The 17525-nt window shown below is 55.6% G+C and carries 13 protein-coding genes and 1 rRNA gene; 11 read left to right on the top strand and 3 right to left on the bottom strand.

Annotated features, from left to right (window positions below; genetic code table 11):
• The 7 genes from nrdI to emrB all read left to right on the top strand — a co-directional run bounded on the left by nrdI (position 1) and on the right by emrB (position 8820).
• Positions 1 to 414 (top strand): class Ib ribonucleoside-diphosphate reductase assembly flavoprotein NrdI, encoded by a 414-nt coding sequence (gene nrdI, locus ACTJKZ_RS00070; RefSeq protein WP_440829066.1) that lies wholly within the window; start codon positions 1 to 3, stop codon positions 412 to 414.
• Positions 384 to 2522: a class 1b ribonucleoside-diphosphate reductase subunit alpha gene (gene nrdE, locus ACTJKZ_RS00065; RefSeq protein ID WP_440829065.1), complete on the top strand. Its 2139-nt coding sequence runs from the start codon at positions 384 to 386 to the stop codon at positions 2520 to 2522. The genes nrdI and nrdE overlap by 31 nt, the downstream gene beginning before the upstream one ends.
• A gap of 8 nt (positions 2523 to 2530) precedes the next feature.
• On the top strand, positions 2531 to 3490 hold the full coding sequence (gene nrdF, locus ACTJKZ_RS00060) for a class 1b ribonucleoside-diphosphate reductase subunit beta (protein ID WP_440829064.1): 960 nt from the start codon (positions 2531 to 2533) through the stop codon (positions 3488 to 3490).
• 427 nt (positions 3491 to 3917) lie between these two features.
• A complete protein-coding gene (locus ACTJKZ_RS00055; RefSeq protein ID WP_440829063.1) occupies positions 3918 to 5105 on the top strand; it encodes an MFS transporter in 1188 nt (395 codons plus the stop codon).
• A 303-nt stretch (positions 5106 to 5408) separates the two neighbouring features.
• A complete protein-coding gene (gene mprA / locus ACTJKZ_RS00050) occupies positions 5409 to 5939 on the top strand; it encodes a transcriptional repressor MprA (protein ID WP_003850381.1) in 531 nt (176 codons plus the stop codon).
• Between the two features lie 150 nt (positions 5940 to 6089).
• Positions 6090 to 7262 (top strand): multidrug efflux MFS transporter periplasmic adaptor subunit EmrA, encoded by a 1173-nt coding sequence (emrA, locus tag ACTJKZ_RS00045; RefSeq protein ID WP_161735799.1) that lies wholly within the window; start codon positions 6090 to 6092, stop codon positions 7260 to 7262.
• 16 nt (positions 7263 to 7278) lie between these two features.
• Positions 7279 to 8820, top strand: a complete 1542-nt coding sequence (gene emrB, locus ACTJKZ_RS00040) for a multidrug efflux MFS transporter permease subunit EmrB (RefSeq protein WP_161735801.1) — start codon at positions 7279 to 7281, stop codon at positions 8818 to 8820.
• Positions 8821 to 8856: 36 nt separating this feature from the next.
• Here the strand turns inward: emrB and ACTJKZ_RS00035 are convergent, their stop codons facing one another.
• Positions 8857 to 10041 (bottom strand): tRNA/rRNA methyltransferase, encoded by a 1185-nt coding sequence (locus ACTJKZ_RS00035; protein WP_440829062.1) that lies wholly within the window; start codon positions 10039 to 10041, stop codon positions 8857 to 8859.
• Between the two features lie 159 nt (positions 10042 to 10200).
• Here ACTJKZ_RS00035 and trxC point away from each other — a divergent pair, with 159 nt between their 5' ends.
• From trxC to pssA, 4 genes are all read left to right on the top strand, one after another.
• Positions 10201 to 10620, top strand: a complete 420-nt coding sequence (gene trxC / locus ACTJKZ_RS00030) for a thioredoxin TrxC (RefSeq protein WP_161735804.1) — start codon at positions 10201 to 10203, stop codon at positions 10618 to 10620.
• 81 nt (positions 10621 to 10701) lie between these two features.
• Positions 10702 to 11379: a tRNA-uridine aminocarboxypropyltransferase gene (locus tag ACTJKZ_RS00025; protein ID WP_222925100.1), complete on the top strand. Its 678-nt coding sequence runs from the start codon at positions 10702 to 10704 to the stop codon at positions 11377 to 11379.
• A gap of 139 nt (positions 11380 to 11518) precedes the next feature.
• Entirely contained in the window at positions 11519 to 14176 is a 2658-nt protein-coding gene (locus ACTJKZ_RS00020; RefSeq protein WP_260059458.1) for a bifunctional acetate--CoA ligase family protein/GNAT family N-acetyltransferase, read from the top strand.
• A gap of 117 nt (positions 14177 to 14293) precedes the next feature.
• Positions 14294 to 15649: a CDP-diacylglycerol--serine O-phosphatidyltransferase gene (pssA, locus tag ACTJKZ_RS00015; RefSeq protein ID WP_161735810.1), complete on the top strand. Its 1356-nt coding sequence runs from the start codon at positions 14294 to 14296 to the stop codon at positions 15647 to 15649.
• A 194-nt stretch (positions 15650 to 15843) separates the two neighbouring features.
• Here the strand turns inward: pssA and ACTJKZ_RS00010 are convergent, their stop codons facing one another.
• Together ACTJKZ_RS00010 and rrf are read right to left on the bottom strand one after the other, a co-directional pair.
• The gene (locus ACTJKZ_RS00010) at positions 15844 to 17133 is read right to left on the bottom strand and encodes an MFS family transporter (RefSeq protein WP_161735812.1); all 1290 of its coding nucleotides are present in this window, start codon (positions 17131 to 17133) and stop codon (positions 15844 to 15846) included.
• Positions 17134 to 17408: 275 nt separating this feature from the next.
• Positions 17409 to 17524: ribosomal RNA gene (gene rrf, locus ACTJKZ_RS00005) — 5S ribosomal RNA — on the bottom strand.
• Position 17525: the final 1 nt, after the last annotated feature.

The raw sequence follows: 17525 nt of genomic DNA, 5'->3' as shown, positions 1-17525 counted from the left end.
ATGTTCCCGCTGGTCTATTTTTCCAGCCAGTCGGAAAACACCCACCGGTTTGTGACGCGCCTCGGCCTGCCCGCCCGGCGCATCCCGCTTGATGCCCGCGAGCACGTGCATATCGACCAGCCCTATATTCTGGTGGTGCCCAGCTATGGCGGTGGCAGCAGTCGTGGTGCGGTACCCGGTCAGGTGATTCAGTTTCTTAATGATGAGGCGAACCGACGCGGTATTCGGGGCGTGATCGCGGCAGGCAACCGTAACTTCGGTGCCGGTTACTGCCTGGCGGGCAGCATCATTGCAAAAAAATGTCAGGTGCCCTGCCTCTACCGCTTCGAGCTGATGGGAACGCCTGACGATATTGCGAAAGTTAAAGCGGGAGTAACCCAATTTTGGCAACAACAGATACCCTCAACGGCGTGACGCTCGATTATCACGCCCTCAATGCCATGCTGAACCTCTATGACGCAGAGGGCCGCATCCAGTTCGATAAGGATCGCGAAGCGACACGGCAGTTCTATCTGCAGCATGTGCAGCCCAATACGGTTTCCTTCGCCAGCAACGCTGAGCGTTTACGCTATCTGGTGGCAGAGAGCTATTACGAAGCGGACATGCTGAACCAGTACGATTTTGATTTCCTGCTTGCGCTGCATGAGGTGGCCGAAAACTGGGGATTTGAGTTCAAAACCTTTCTTGGTGCCTGGAAGTACTACACCAGCTATACGCTGAAGACCTTTGACGGCAAACGCTATCTGGAAACCTTCGAGCAGCGTGCCTGCATGGTTGCGCTGACGCTGGCTCAGGGCGATGAAACGCTGGCGCGGGCGCTACTGGAAGAGATTCTCAGCGGCCGTTTCCAGCCTGCCACACCCACCTTTCTGAACTGCGGCAAACAGCAGCGCGGTGAGCTGGTCTCCTGTTTCCTGCTGCGAATCGAAGACAATATGGAGTCGATTGGTCGTGCCGTAAACTCAGCACTGCAGCTGTCGAAACGGGGCGGCGGCGTCGCCTTTTTGTTGTCGAACCTGCGAGAATCCGGTGCGCCGATCAAACGCATCGAAAATCAGTCGTCGGGCATCATTCCGGTGATGAAAATGCTGGAAGATGCCTTCTCCTATGCGAATCAGCTTGGCGCACGTCAGGGCGCTGGCGCGGTGTGGCTCAATGCGCACCATCCCGATATCTTCCGCTTTCTGGATACCAAACGCGAAAATGCCGACGAGAAGATCCGCATCAAAACCCTGTCGCTGGGCGTGGTGATCCCCGATATCACCTTCCAGCTGGCGAAAGAGAATAAACCGATGGCGCTGTTCTCGCCCTACGACGTGGAGCGGATCTACGGCCAGGCCTTTGGTGATATCAGCATCAGCGAGAAGTATGACGAGATGCTGGCTGACGATCGCATCCGGAAAACCTATATTCAGCCGCGTGATTTTTTCCAGACGCTGGCTGAGATTCAGTTTGAGTCGGGCTATCCCTACATCATGTATGAGGACAGCGTGAACCGTAGCAACCCGATTGCCGGTCGCATCAACATGAGCAACCTCTGCTCGGAGATCCTGCAGGTCAACAGCGCCAGCGAGTACAACGACGATCTCAGCTATCGCCGTGTCGGCAAAGATATCTCCTGTAATCTCGGCTCACTGAACATTGCACACGCCATGGATTCGCGCGATCTGGCGCGCACCGTGGATGTGGCCGTTCGCGCCCTGACGTCGGTATCGATGATGAGCGAGATCGGCTCGGTGCCTTCCATCGCCGAAGGCAATCGCCGCTCACACGCCATTGGCCTGGGTCAGATGAACCTGCACGGCTATCTGGCGCGGGAAGGCATCGCCTACGGTTCGCCGGAAGCGCTGGATTTCACCAATCTCTACTTCTATTGCATCACCTACTATGCGCTGCGCACCTCTAATCAGCTGGCGCAGGAGCATCAGCAGACCTTCGACGGCTTTGCGGATTCGGACTACGCCAGCGGCGTCTACTTCGATAAGTATCTGCAGCAGGAATGGCTGCCGCGTACTGAACGGGTAGCTCAACTATTTGCCGACACCGGACTGACGCTGCCAACTCAGGCGGACTGGCAGGTACTGCGTGATGCGGTGATGCAGCACGGGCTGTTTAATCAGAACCTGCAGGCGATCCCGCCGACGGGTTCGATCTCTTACATCAATCACGCTACCTCCAGCATCCATCCGATTGTCTCCCCTATCGAGATCCGCAAAGAGGGCAAAACCGGCCGCGTCTACTATCCCGCGCCATTTATGACCAATGAGAATCTGCACCTCTATCAGGATGCGTATCAGATTGGGCCGGAAGCGATTATTGATACCTACGCAGAAGCAACGCAGCACGTCGATCAGGGACTGTCGCTGACGCTGTTCTTCCGCGATGACGTCACCACCCGTGACATCAACAAAGCGCAGATTTACGCGTGGAAAAAAGGCATCAAAACGCTCTATTACATTCGACTGCGTCAGATGGCGCTTCAGGGCACGGAGGTTCAGGGCTGCGTTTCCTGCTCCCTGTAATGAAAACGATGAAACTTAGACAGATTCAGGCCATTAACTGGAACCGCATTCAGGATGATAAAGATCTTGAGGTGTGGAATCGTCTCACCAGCAACTTCTGGCTGCCGGAAAAGGTGCCACTCTCCAACGATCTGCCCGGCTGGCAGACGCTGGATAAACAGCAGCAGCAACTGACCATCCGGGTCTTTACCGGCCTGACGCTGCTCGACACCATCCAGAATGTGATCGGCGCGCCGGGACTAATGGAGGATGCGATTACCCCACACGAAGAAGCTGTGCTGTCGAATATCAGCTTTATGGAAGCGGTACATGCCCGCTCCTACAGTTCGATCTTCTCAACCCTGTGCAACACGCAGGATGTGGATGCCGCCTACCAGTGGAGCGAAGAGAATGCGCCGCTGCAGAACAAGGCGCGCATTATCCTGGAGCACTACCGGGCCGATGATCCGCTGAAGAAGAAGATCGCCAGCGTCTTCCTGGAGTCGTTCCTGTTCTATTCCGGCTTCTGGCTGCCGATGTACTGGTCAAGCCGGGGTAAGCTGACCAATACCGCAGACCTGATTCGCCTGATTATCCGCGATGAAGCAGTGCACGGTTACTACATCGGCTATAAATATCAGCAGGCGCTGGCCAGCGCTGACGATCTGCGTCGTGAAGAACTGCAGCAGTTCGCCTATGATCTGCTGCTGGCGCTGTATGAAAATGAAGTGGCTTACACCGAGGCGCTCTACGCCGATGTCGGCTGGGTGGACGAAGTGAAAACCTTCCTGCACTACAACGCCAATAAAGCACTGATGAATCTGGGCTACGAGGCGCTCTTCCCGGCAGAGCTGACGGCCGTCAATCCGGCCATTCTGTCGGCACTGTCACCCAACGCTGACGAGAACCACGACTTCTTCTCCGGCTCAGGCTCCTCCTATGTGATGGGTAAAGCGGTCGAAACTGAAGACGAAGACTGGAATTTCTGATGGTCGGGTAGGTCATTCTGATTGTCAGGATGGCCTGCGACAGAGGATAAAGAGGCCGGCTCAGGGAGCATACGCCTTCCGCAAAGGCGCAAAACATGCCCTCTAAGGCGTGGCTCAGCGCGGGCGATTACGCACCACATGCCTGAAGTGCGCCCGTACCGGGCCAACGCGTTGCGTTGTTCAAAACGCTCCCGGCGTTTTTGTCCATGGCCCGCTATGCTTTGCTACAGGCGTATGCTCCCATCCCTTTAAACTTCTGAAGACGTTAAGCCCTGAGCCGTAAGTTGCCCCCTTCTTAGGGCGCACCTCCTCTACCGTTGTTTAAACCTCTCGTTATGACTGGTATGGCCTGTTAATAAACATGCGTGTGAAATAGTTTTTTGAGTTATTATTAACCTCAAATGATTATTAGCGACCGATGCTGTTTATGAATGCGACTCGCCAGGGTCTGACGCCTGCTTTAGTGGTCCTGATGTCGGTAGCAACCGGCCTCTGCGTAGCCAGTAACTATTACGTTCAGCCACTGCTTAATACTATCGCCCAACAGTTTGATCTCTCTGTTAGCCTCGCCGGGTTTATTGTCACCACGGCGCAACTCGGCTACGCCTGCGGTCTTCTGTTGCTGGTGCCGCTGGGCGATCGCTTTGAACGACGCAGCCTGATTGTGACGATGATCCTGCTGGCTGCGGCGGGCATGCTAATTATCGCCCTGTCGCACACGTTCCTCTTTTTACTGCTGGGCACGATCATGACCGGCCTGTTTTCGGTCGCCGCACAAATTCTGGTGCCGCTGGCCGCCACGCTGGCCGAGCCAGAGCGGCGCGGCAAAATCGTTGGGACGGTCATGAGCGGTCTGCTGCTGGGGATTCTGCTGGCACGCACCGTGGCAGGTGGCCTGGCGCAGCTCGGCGGCTGGCGCACGGTTTACTGGACCGCCAGTCTGCTGATGGTGGTTATGGCGCTGGCGCTTTGGCGATCGTTGCCACGCGTAAAGCAGTCAATGGTCATGAGCTATCCGCAACTGCTGGCTTCCATCTTTCGTCTGTATGCAGGCAATCGGGTGATCCGCACACGCGCCTGGACCGGCTGTCTCTCCTTTGCCAATTTCAGCCTGCTCTGGACCTCAATGGCATTTCTGCTCTCCGGTGCGCCTTATCATTTTTCTGAGGGCAGGATTGGTTTGCTGGGATTAGTGGGTGCTGCGGGTGCGCTGGCCGCACGTCAGGCGGGTTCACTGGCCGACAAAGGTAAAGCGAAGCTGACCACCCGACTGGGCCTGCTGCTTATGCTGCTCTCCTGGGCCGCCATTGCGTGGGGTGCGGAGCAGCTTGTGCCGCTGATCGTCGGTATCCTGCTACTGGATCTGGCGGTGCAGGCCGTGCATATCACCAACCAGAGCGTGATTTATGCGCAGATGCCGGAGGCGCGAAACCGTCTGAATGCCGGTTACATGACCAGCTACTTTATCGGCGGCGCGGCGGGCTCGCTGCTCTCCGCTACCGCTTACCATCTTTGGGGCTGGTATGGCGTCTGTGGAGCTGGCGCGCTACTGACGCTGATTAATCTGCTGATTTGGGCAGGGGGATCGCGCTTTGAGCCGGAAAAAATCAACTGAAGGCTGTCCGGACAACGCATTGGTCTGGTCACAAATGGTTAGGTTTGTTATGGTTAGTAACAAACCTATTCACTTCAGTTATTTTTCCTCGCGATATTAATAAATTTGCCCCCTTTTTGATAACGTCCTGGCACTGCGGCTGCCGCCGGGCGTACGGGTTTTTGACCCAGGGCCAGGGACTGGCCTGGAATACCTTTGATGGTGCAGCGTGCGAGTCTGTCAGCGATCACTTGCTGAAAAGTGACTACGCTTAGCCTGTCACCATAGTTATTATACAAGTTGCAATTAGTGAGGTTTTTTTTAATGGAAAGTTCGTTTACTCCCATTGAGCAGATGCTAAACATCCGTGCCAATCGCCATAAGGATTTTCCGTTACAGGAAATTATTCTGACGCGTCTCTGTATGCATATGCAGGGTAAACTGCTGGACAACCGCAATAAGATGCTGAAAGCACAGGGTATTAATGAGACCCTGTTTATGGCGTTGATTACGCTGGATGCACAGGAAAATCACAGCATTCAGCCCTCTGAGCTCAGTTCTGCCCTTGGCTCTTCACGCACCAATGCTACGCGCATTGCTGATGAGCTGGAGAAGCGCGGCTGGATTGAGCGTCGCGAAAGCGATCACGACCGTCGCTGCCTGCACCTGCATCTGACCGATAAAGGCATGGAATTCCTGCGTCAGCTGCTGCCACCTCAGCATCAGAGCCTGCAGTATCTCTGGTCGTCGCTCTCCGTCGATGAGAAGTCTCAGCTGGAAGGCATTACCCGTAAGTTGCTTAATCGTCTTGATAAAATGGATGAAGATCAGCTGATCGCCTCGCTGTCCCGCTAATAGCAACAAGTGCGACACAATCACCTGTTGAAATCGTTATCTTAATTTCCTTTTTAATCTGGCCAGCGCTCAGTCGCTGGCTTTTTCGACTCGGGCGCTGGCAGAAAAGGATTACTGCTGCCCGACTAAATGGAAAACGTGGAGAAAGTCATGAGTGCAACGGCAGAAGCACAAAGCCCGCAACCGTCAGCCAGTAAGAAAAGAAAGCGCAAAAGTGTGCTCATTGTGCTGGCGCTTATCTTTGTGCTGATTGGTATTGCCTGGGGCGCCTACTGGTTCCTGGTCCTGCGCCATTTTCAGGAGACTGATGACGCCTACGTTGCGGGCAATCAGGTGCAGGTGATGGCACAGGTCTCCGGTAGCGTGAATAAGGTCTGGTTTGAAGATACCGATTTTGTCAAAAAAGGCGATGTACTGGTTTCACTTGATAAGACCGATGCCGAGCAGGCGTTTGAAAAAGCCCAGACGGCTCTGGCTACCAGCGTGCGTCAGACGCATCAGCTGATGATCAATGGCAAACAGTATCAGGCCAGCATCACGCTGCAGCAGACCGCACTGGCACAGGCAGAGGCGGACCTGAAACGCCGTGAACCGTTAGGCGCAGCCAACCTGATTGGCCGTGAAGAGTTGCAGCACGCCCGTGACGCCGTTGCAACGGCTAAAGCGCAGCTGGACGTGGCCATTCAGCAATACAATGCCAATCAGGCGATGATCCTCAACACCTCGCTGGAAAATCAGCCTGCCGTGCAACAGAGCGCGGCTGAACTGCGTGACGCCTGGCTGGCGCTGCAGCGCACCGAAATCCGTAGCCCGATGGATGGCTTTGTCTCCCGTCGCAGCGTACAGGTCGGTTCGCAAATTTCTACCAGCACCCCGCTGCTCGCTGTCGTACCTGCCACCAATCTGTGGGTCGATGCGAACTTCAAAGAGACGCAGCTGGCTGGTGTCCGTATTGGTCAGCCTGCCACCGTGGTCGCCGATATCTACGGTGACGAAGTGGTTTATCAGGGTAAAGTGGTGGGTCTGGATATGGGCACCGGCAGCGCCTTCTCTTTGCTGCCAGCACAGAACGCCACTGGTAACTGGATTAAAGTGGTTCAGCGTCTGCCGGTCCGTATCGAACTGAATCAGGACGATATCGCCAGACATCCACTGCGCATCGGCCTCTCCACGCTGGTCAAAATCGATACCACCAGCAAAGAGGGTAGCGCGCTTGCCACCAGCGCCCGTCAGCAGGCCGCTTACAGTAGTAATGCTCTGGCGATTGACCTTACGCCGGTCAATCAGCTGATCACCGATATCGTCCGCGCCAACGCCGGATGATGACGCGGAGGCTGTAATGGCACAAAAACCGCTTGAAGGGATGCCGCTGGTCCTGATGACCATTGCGCTGTCGCTGGCGACGTTCATGCAGGTGCTGGATTCGACCATCGCCAACGTGGCTATCCCCACCATTGCCGGTAACCTGGGAGCGTCGAACTCGCAGGGCACCTGGGTGATCACCTCGTTTGGCGTCGCCAATGCGATTTCGATCCCCCTGACCGGCTGGCTGGCAAAACGCATCGGTGAAGTGAAGCTGTTTACCTGGTCGACCATTCTGTTTGCTATCGCCTCCTGGGCGTGTGGCATGTCAGACAGCCTGGAGATGCTGATTTTCTTCCGCGTCATTCAGGGGATAGTCGCAGGTCCATTGATCCCGCTGTCGCAAAGCCTGCTGCTCAACAACTATCCGCCCGCTAAGCGCAGTGTTGCACTGTCGCTATGGGCGATGACGGTGATCGTGGCACCGATCTGCGGCCCGATATTGGGCGGCTGGATCAGCGATAACTATCACTGGGGCTGGATCTTCTTTATCAACGTGCCGATTGGTGTGGCAGTGGTGATACTGACGCTGCAAACCCTGCGTGGTCGGGAAACCAAAACCGAAATCCGGCGGATCGATATGGTCGGGCTGGTGCTGCTGGTCGTGGGGATCGGCTGTCTGCAGGTGATGCTGGACCGCGGGAAGGAGCTCGACTGGTTTAACTCGTCCGAAATTATCGTGTTGGGGGTCGTGGCTGTAATTGCGCTGTCCGTCCTGCTGGTGTGGGAGCTGACGGACGATCACCCGATCATTGACCTGTCGCTGTTTAAGTCGCGCAACTTCACCATCGGCTGCCTGTCGATCAGCCTGGCTTATATGCTCTACTTCGGCTCAATAGTTCTGTTGCCGCAGCTGCTGCAGGAGGTTTACGGGTATACCGCAACCTGGGCAGGGCTGGCGTCTGCGCCGGTAGGGATTTTGCCGGTGATCCTGTCGCCGATCATTGGTCGCTTCGCCCATAAGCTCGACATGCGGCGACTGGTTACGTTCAGCTTCATTATGTATGCCGTCTGCTTTTACTGGCGTGCTTATACGTTTGAACCGGGGATGGACTTTGGTGCCTCAGCCTGGCCACAGTTTATTCAGGGCTTTGCCGTGGCCTGCTTCTTTATGCCGCTGACCACCATTACGCTATCGGGACTGCCGCCGGAGCGCATGGCGGCTGCCTCCAGCCTGTCGAACTTTATGCGTACCTTTGCCGGCTCAGTGGGAACGTCGATTACCACCACCATGTGGACGAATCGCGAGTCGATGCATCATAGCTACCTGACGGAGTCGATTACCCCTTACAACACCAATTCGCAACAGATGTATAGCCAGCTGGAGAGCCTGGGGATGACACAGCAGCAGGCGTCAGCTTATATCGCGCAGCAGATTACCAATCAGGGACTGATTATTTCAGCGAATGAAATCTTCTGGGCGTCGGCGGGGGTCTTTTTGATTCTGCTGGTGCTGATCTGGTTTGCCCGCCCGCCGTTTGGCGCAGGCGGTGGTGGTGGTGGCGGTGGCGCGCACTGATGTCACACAGCAAAACGGGCCTTTCGGCCCGTTTTTTTATGCGTTCTGACGCCACCATTCGGCGAGCAGTACGCCGGTTGCGACCGAGACATTGAGGCTTTCCACGTTGCCGGTGCCGCCAATTGACAGGCTCATGTCGCCCTGCCTGAACGCGGTGTCAGAAAGACCTTCACGCTCCTGACCTAACACCAGCACCATTTTCTCCGGCAGCTGAGCCTGCGCCAGCGGCGTGCCCTGATGGCTGGAGGTGGTCACGATGGTGTAACCCGCTTTACGAAACGCTTCCAGACCTTCGCTGAAGGTTGCACCGCTGATGGCCTGCACATGCTCAGCGCCGCCTTCTGCAGTACGTACCGCTGCACCTGACTCCAGCAGAGAAGCATCATTGACCAGCAAACCTTTTACGCCAAAGTGCGCGCAGCTGCGCATAATCGCGCCGAGGTTATGCGGGTTGCTGACATCTTCCAGTGCCAGTACGCAATCTTTCGTATTCGCCTGGCTCAGCCATTCAGACACCGCCATGCCCATACGCTTTTTGATCAGGAAGCAGACGCCGCCATGATGCTCAGTACCTGACGCTTTGGTGATCTCAGCATCTTCTACCACGTGATAGGCTTTGCGGTTAGCCGCCAGCCAGCGCAGCGCTTCGCGAAAACGCGGTGTGACTTCCTGCACGAACCAGGCGCGAACAATCGCTTCCGGACGGCTCTGGAACAGCGCCTGACAGGCGTTCTCGCCATAGACGCGGGTCTCTTCATTACGCTGACGACGGATCTGCTCAGGATCGACGAAGCTCTTGCCGCTGATACCGCCGTGATCCGGCTTATCGTTCTCAGGCGATGACGCACGATCGGCAGAAGGCGCGCGTGACACGGTGCGCCACGGGGAGTCGCTGCTGCCATAAGCGCCACGGCTGTCATCACCACGATCGTTGCGGCGACCTGCGCCATCGTCTGAACGGCGTGGTGCGCCACGTCCGCCTTCATCACGACGCGGTGAACTGCTGCGACCGGTGTCGTCACTACGACGACCAGCGGAGCGACCGCCTTCCTGAGTGCGTTCAGTGCGCGGGCCAGATGAACGACGATTATCATCCTGGCGGGCAGCAGCGTGACCACCTTTGCCTGTGCGAGGATTCGGCGCGCGTGCGCTTTTATCGTCCTCGCCACGCACGTACATCACCTTAACTTTGCCGCTCTTGCCTTTATATTCGTCGTTCATCTCTTCCTCCCGCATTTAGAGCGCGCAGATTACCTGATGTGCTGGCGCTTAGCTATCAACTATTGAACCTATAGAGCAATCCAGATTGAGCGAAAATCCGCCCCCTTTCATAATGGACAACGATTACCAGACTGACACTTTTCAACATCAGAGGTTCCTATGAATACGGTATGCGCTTCCTGTCAGGCAACCAATCGCGTTCCTGACGAACGCCTTGCCGACGTGGCGAAATGTGGTCGCTGTGGAAATGAGCTGTTCGATGGCGAAGTAGTGAATGCCACCAGCGCCAACTTTGACAAATATCTGCAGGATGATTTGCCGGTGGTGATCGATTTCTGGGCGCCCTGGTGCAGCCCCTGCGTCAATTTTGCGCCAGTGTTTAAAGATGTCGCCAGTGAACGCAGCGGCAAGGTCCGCTTTATTAAAGTGAACACCGAAGCGGAACCAGCCCTGAGCGCCCGTTTCAATATTCGCAGTATCCCGACCATCATGCTGTTTAAAAATGGCGAGCGGGTCGACATGCTGAACGGCGCTATGCCCAAAGCGCCATTTAACGAATGGCTCGACGAATCACTTTAAACTTCAACGGCCAGCCAGTCTGGCCTTTTCCTTTTCATCTGCGCTTCGATTACACTGACGTTTTTCCTGCCCTGAATACTCATGTCTGATAATGCTGTTTTGCGCTTGCGCACCCAACGCCTGGCCCGCGCCACCCGTCCTTTCCTGGCGCGCGGAAATCGGGTCATTCGCTGCCAGGGCTGCCTGCTGCCAGAGGCCAACTGTCTCTGCAATCAGATTGTGCCGCAGTCTGCCCGTAGTCGCTTCTGCCTGGTGATGTTTGATACCGAGCCAATGAAGCCGAGTAACACTGGCCGTCTGATTGCCGATATTCTGCCGCATACCCAGGCATTTGGCTGGTCACGCACCGAGCCGGATCCGCTGCTGCTTGCGGCTGTGCGCAACCCTGAATATCAGCCGCTGGTGGTCTTCCCGGCCGCCTATGCCGATCCCGGTCGCGAAGTGCTGACAACGCCGCCCGCCAGCGGCAAGCCGCCGCTGTTTATTATGCTGGATGGCACCTGGACCGAAGCGCGCAAGATGTTTCGCAAAAGTCCCTGGCTCGACGCCCTGCCGGTAATGTCGCTGGATGTCAGCACGCCTTCGCGTTATACGCTACGTGAGGCGCACGGCGAAGGTCAGCATTGCACCGCTGAAGTGGCGGCGGCGCTACTGGCACAGGCGGGCGATCGGCAGGCGGCAGAGGCGTTATCTCACCATTTCGATCAGTTCCGCGCGGCCTATCTGGCAGGAAAACCGCATCACCCCGGACAGGCTTAACCGTGTCCCTCTCCGGCTGGCAGGCGTGAGCCTGCTCTGACAGTTTTCAGGATCCGGATGTTCAGCCTGCGATCTGCCCGGAAGCGCGGCCAGCAAAAAGCGTTTACAATCACGCAAATCCCGATCTCTGGAGGGCGAGATGAGCCAACGCGGACTGGAAGCGCTGTTACGACCTAAGTCAATTGCGGTGATAGGTGCCTCGGTCACGCCCGGGCGTGCCGGCTACTTTATGATGCGTAACCTGCTGGCAGGCGGTTTTAGCGGGCCTGTACTGCCGGTCACGCCAAAATATAAAGCGGTCAGCGGCGTACTCGCCTGGCCCACCATCGACAGCTTACCTTTCGCGCCTGACCTGGCGGTGATCTGCACCCACTCAAAACGTAACCTCGAATTGCTGCAACAGCTCGGCGAGAAAGGTTGCAAGGCCTGTATTATTCTCTCTGCACCTGCCAGCCAGTCGGCTGAACTCAAAGCCTGCGCCAGCCAGTGGCAGATACGTCTGCTGGGGCCGAACAGTCTTGGCCTGCTGGCGCCCTGGCAGGGTCTCAATGCCAGCTTCTCGCCGGTGCCGATAGAGAAAGGCCGTATCGCATTTATCTCCCAGTCTGCCGCCGTATCGAATACCATTCTCGACTGGGCGCAGCAGCGTAACCTCGGTTTTTCGTGGTTTATCGCGCTGGGTGACAGCCTGGATACCGATGTTGATGACCTGCTCGACTTCCTGGCCCGCGACGGTAAAACAAGTGCCATCCTCCTTTATCTGGAGCACCTCAGTGACGCACGTCGCTTTGTTTCTGCCTCACGCAGCGCTTCCCGTAATAAACCGATTCTGGTGATCAAGAGTGGTCGCAGCCGTGAAGCGCAGGCGCTGCTGGGCACCCACAGTGGTCTGGATGCTGCATGGGATGCGGCCATTCAGCGTGCCGGATTGCTGCGGGTACAGGATACCCATGAGCTGTTCTCCGCTGTTGAATCGCTAAGCCATATGCGGCCACTGCGCGGCGACAGGCTGATGATCATCAGTAATGGTGCGGCGCCCGCCGCGCTGGCGCTGGATGAGCTTTACGCCCGCAATGGGAAACTGGCGCAGCTCAGCGATGAAACGCGTCAGCAGCTTGAGGCTATTTTGCCTGCCGGTGCGGGTCGCGGTAATCCGCTGGATTTAAAAGATGACGCCACCGCTGAGCGCTACGCTGCCTGCACAGAGATCCTGCTCGACAGCCATGAACTTGATGCCTTAATGATCATTCATGCGCCAAGCGCGGTCGCGCCTGCGACTGAAACGGCCGCACATCTGATCGATACTGTGGCCCGCCACCCGCGCGGTAAGCTGGTGACGCTGCTGACCAACTGGAGCGGCGAGTTCTCTTCACAGGCTGCACGTCGTGCCTTTACGCAGGCGGGTATACCCACCTGGCGCACGCCGGAAGGCACCGTAACCGCCTTTATGCATCAGGTTGAGTACCGACGTAATCAGAAGCAGCTGCGCGAGACGCCTGCCCTGCCCGCTACACTGAACCAGGATAGTGCACATGCTCACCAGCTGCTGTCACAGGCGCTGGCGCGTGGCATTACCTCACTGGATACTCACGAAGTGCAGCCGGTGCTGCAGGCTTATGGGCTGGCCACGCTGCCAACCTGGATCGCCAGTGACAGCGCGGCAGCGGTAACCATTGCCGGCCAGATTGGCTATCCGGTGGCGCTAAAGCTGCGTTCACCCGATATCGCCCATAAATCAGAGGTTCAGGGTGTGATGCTCTACCTGCGTAATGCCAGTGAAGTGGAGCATGCCGCCGAAGCCATTTTTGATCGGGTAAAGCAGACGCTGCCGCAGGCGCGTATAGAGGGACTGCTGGTTCAGAGCATGGCCAGCCGGGCGGGCGCGCAGGAATTGCGGGTCGTGGTCGAACAGGATGCACTGTTTGGCCCAATCATTATGCTGGGTGAAGGCGGGGTGGAATGGCAGGCTGATAAACAGGCTGCCGTTGCCCTGCCCCCACTGAATATGACGCTGGCACGCTATCTGGTCATTCAGGCTATTAAGAGCGGAAAAATCCGCAGCCGCAGCGCCCTGAATCCGCTGGATATCTCTGGTTTAAGCCAGCTGCTGGTGCAGGTCTCTGATCTGGTAGTGGATTGCCCGGAGATCCAGCGACTGGATATTCATCCGCTGCTGGCGGCAGGCAATGATTTTACCCTGCTGGATGTCACCCTGACGCTGGCTCCGTTCCACGGCGATAACGAAGCAAGGCTGGCCATTCGCCCTTATCCGCAGCATCTGGAAGAACAGGTAGAGTTAAAAGATGGGCAATTCTGCCTGTTCCGTCCAATCCTGCCAGAGGATGAACCATTATTGCGCGATTTTATCAGCCAGGTGACCAAAGAGGATCTTTACTACCGCTACTTCAGTGAGATCAATGAGTTCACGCATGATGACCTCGCCAATATGACTCAGATCGATTATGACCGCGAGATGGCGATTGTGGCGGTCCGTCAGGATCAGGAACGTCATGAGATCATTGGTGTCACTCGCGCGATCTCTGACGCCGATAACATCGATGCGGAGTTTTCAGTGCTGGTCCGTTCTGACCTGAAAGGGTTAGGCATGGGCCGTCGTCTGCTGGAAAAGATGATCCGCTACACCCGACATCACGGCTTGCAACAATTGAACGGTATCACCATGCCCCATAACCGCGGCATGATTACCCTGGCCCGAAAACTCAATTTTCATGTTGATATTCAACTGGATGACGGTATCGTCAGCCTGAAATTGTCTTTACAGAACGAGATCAACTAACCTTGTACAGAAAGGTAAAAAACGTTCGAATCGACGGAGTTGATGTTATTATTTATGGTTATAACCCTGATTTGATGGCAAAAGGCCATGCAATGAACAGAGAAGAAGTGCACTGTGATGTTGTCTAAATTTAAACGTAATAAACACCAACAACACCTCGCAGAGCTGCCGAAACTGTCACAATCCGTTGCGGATATGTCGACACTTTACTCGCCTGCCGAATTTCGTCAGACGTTGCTGGAGAAGATTGCGGCAGCGCAGACCCGCATCTGTATCGTTGCGCTCTATCTGGAAAACGATGACGCCGGGCGTGCCGTTATGGATGCGCTTTATCATGCGAAGCAGGCGAGACCGGAGCTGGATATCTCGATTCTGGTAGACTGGCATCGTGCGCAGCGTGGCCGAATTGGCGCAGCACGAGGCGTAACCAATGCTGACTGGTATTGCGAAATGGCGACGCGTTATGCCGATATTGCCATCCCGGTTTATGGTATCCCGGTCAATACCCGTGAAGCCCTGGGTGTACTCCATCTTAAAGGTTTCATCATAGATGATACGCTGCTCTACAGCGGCGCCAGCATCAATGATGTTTACCTGCATCAGCATGACAAGTATCGTTATGATCGCTACCAGGTTATCCGCAATTCGCAGCTGACCGATACCATGTATGACTGGATCACGCTCAATCTGAAGCCAGCAGAAGCGGTTAACCGGCTCGATTTCGCTGAGCGCCCTTCCAGCCCCGAAATTAAAAATGAGACGCGCCAGTTCCGTCAGGATCTGCGTGGCTTCAATTATCAGTTTGAAGGGAATGCCGGCAACGATGAACTGGCAGTTACACCGCTGGTCGGTCTGGGTAAGCATAGCCTGCTCAATAAAACCATTTTCCATCTGATGCCGTGTGCAGAACAGAAGCTGATTATCTGTACCCCCTACTTCAACATGCCCGCCTTGCTGGTACGTAATATCATTCATCTTCTGCGCCAGGGAAAGCAGGTTGAGATCATCGTCGGCGATAAAACAGCCAATGACTTCTATATTGCGCCTGATCAGCCGTTCAAAATCATAGGCGCGCTGCCTTACCTGTATGAAATCAATCTGCGTCGCTTTATGAGCCGTTTGCACTACTACGTTACGACCGATCAGCTGGTCGTGAGACTGTGGAAGGATGGCGAGAACAGTTATCACCTTAAAGGAATGTGGGTTGATGACGAATGGCAGCTGATTACCGGTAATAACCTCAATCCACGTGCCTGGCGGCTCGATCTGGAAAATGCCGTGCTGATCCACGATCCTCATCAGGAGTTAGCGGCTCAGCGTGAGAAGGAATTGACGTTAATCCGGCAGAACACGACGGTAGTGACGCATTTCCGTGAGCTAGAGAGTATTGCTGATTACCCGGCCAAGGTGCGCAAGCTCATTCGCCGTCTGCGCCGGATACGTATCGATCGCCTGATCAGCCGGATTCTTTAATCACTGCGGTCAATAAGGCATCCATTATGCGAAGTGTGCTGCTTGCTGTGCTGTTGTTTCGTTAAGTTCTGGGGCGGGAAAAGAGCTGTATGACAGCCGCCCGAATGGCAGCGGCTGGAGCTGGAAAGATTTCGCTGGGATGCCGCCGGTGCAGCCAGCGGCATTGCTCTCTGGAATCTGAGCCAGTAGCTATTTTAAAGCTTAATCCCCTTACCACGCTTGTGCAGCAACAGCGACACCAGAAACGCCACCGCGCCCATCGCAGAGACATACCAGAAGAAGGTAGTCTCGATCCCCTGCTTCTTCATCAGCAACGCTACATACTCTGCCGAACCCCCGAAGATCGCATTCGCGACGGCGTAGGAGAGCCCGACACCCAGTGCACGCACCTGTGGCGGGAACATTTCGGCTTTAAGAATGCCGCTGATGGCCGTGTAGAAGCTGGTGATCAGCAAGGCCAGCATAATCAACAGGAAAGCCACGCCGGGACTTTGCACGTTTTGCAGCAGGGTCAGAATTGGCACCGTACAGATCGCCGCAGCTGCGCCAAAGATCATCATCGAAGTGCGACGACCAATTTTATCTGACAGCGCACCGATAATTGGCTGAATCAGCATAAAGACCAGCAGCGCACCGGTCATCAGCCCGCTGGCTGTTTTAGGATCCATACCCGACGTGTTAACCAGATACTTCTGCATGTAGGTGGTGAAGGTGTAAAAACTCAGGGAACCGCCCGCGGTAAAACCCAGCACCATCAGGAAAGGACGGGTATGATTGCGCAGCAATCCGATTACGCTTCCCGCATCGCGATGTTCCCGGCTGGTCTTGTCTGACGTTTCTTCCAGAGAGCGCCGTAGCCACAATGCGACAACCGCGAGCAGTGCGCCGAGGAAGAACGGAATTCGCCAGCCCCAGCTGCGCAGTTCTGCATCAGTAAGCAGGAATTGTAGCACCACTACGGTCAGTACCGCCGCTAACTGACCACCAATCAGCGTGACATACTGGAATGAGGCGTAGAATCCTTTGCGTCCTTCCAAAGCCACTTCGCTCATGTAGGTTGCGCTGGTCCCATATTCCCCACCTACCGATAATCCCTGAAACATACGCGCCAGCAGCAGAATGACGGGAGCCGCCACGCCGATCGTTGCGTAACCCGGCAGGCAGGCGATGACCAGTGACCCGAAACACATCATGCAGACCGAAACCAACATCGAATTTTTTCGGCCATGTTTGTCACCGATATAGCCGAACAGCCAGCCACCAATCGGACGCATCAAAAATCCTGCCGCAAAAACGCCCGCCGTCTGCAACAACTGCGTGGTGGTATCTCCCTGCGGGAAGAATATGTGCGCAAAGTAGAGCGAGAAGAATGAATAGACATAGAAGTCGAACCACTCGACCAGGTTGCCCGATGACGCGCCAACAATAGCCCAGATGCGTTTCCTGGTATCATCCGGCTGAATTTTATTATTTGTTGTTGTCATGCCTTACCTCTGTTCCTTGCTGATCAACAGCGTTTAAAGGATTGAGTAAAGCATTTAAGTCTACCAGAGGTAAAGGCGGGGTAATCTGAGATGAATATTGTGAGCCATATCGCCAATTATCGAAAAATCAGCGGGTTGCTGGCGATGCCGTAAGACCATATGAGGTGATGAGGGTTGCAGAAAGTGGGTTTGTGGTCAATGTTTCTGCTCAAAAGAGCAAAATTCAGACGTAAAAAAGCCCCGCACTGCGTGCGGGGCTTCTTCACTTATATAATGCCTGGCAGTTCCCTACTCTCGCATGGGGAGGCCCCACACTACCATCGGCGCTACGGCGTTTCACTTCTGAGTTCGGCATGGGGTCAGGTGGGACCACCGCGCTAAAGCCGCCAGGC

Source organism: Pantoea sp. 22096 (genome assembly GCF_052045955.1).
Classification (GTDB): domain Bacteria; phylum Pseudomonadota; class Gammaproteobacteria; order Enterobacterales; family Enterobacteriaceae; genus Pantoea; species Pantoea alfalfae.
The sequence above is the reverse complement of the archived record's forward strand: the minus strand, read 5'-3'. Positions and strand labels throughout refer to the sequence as shown.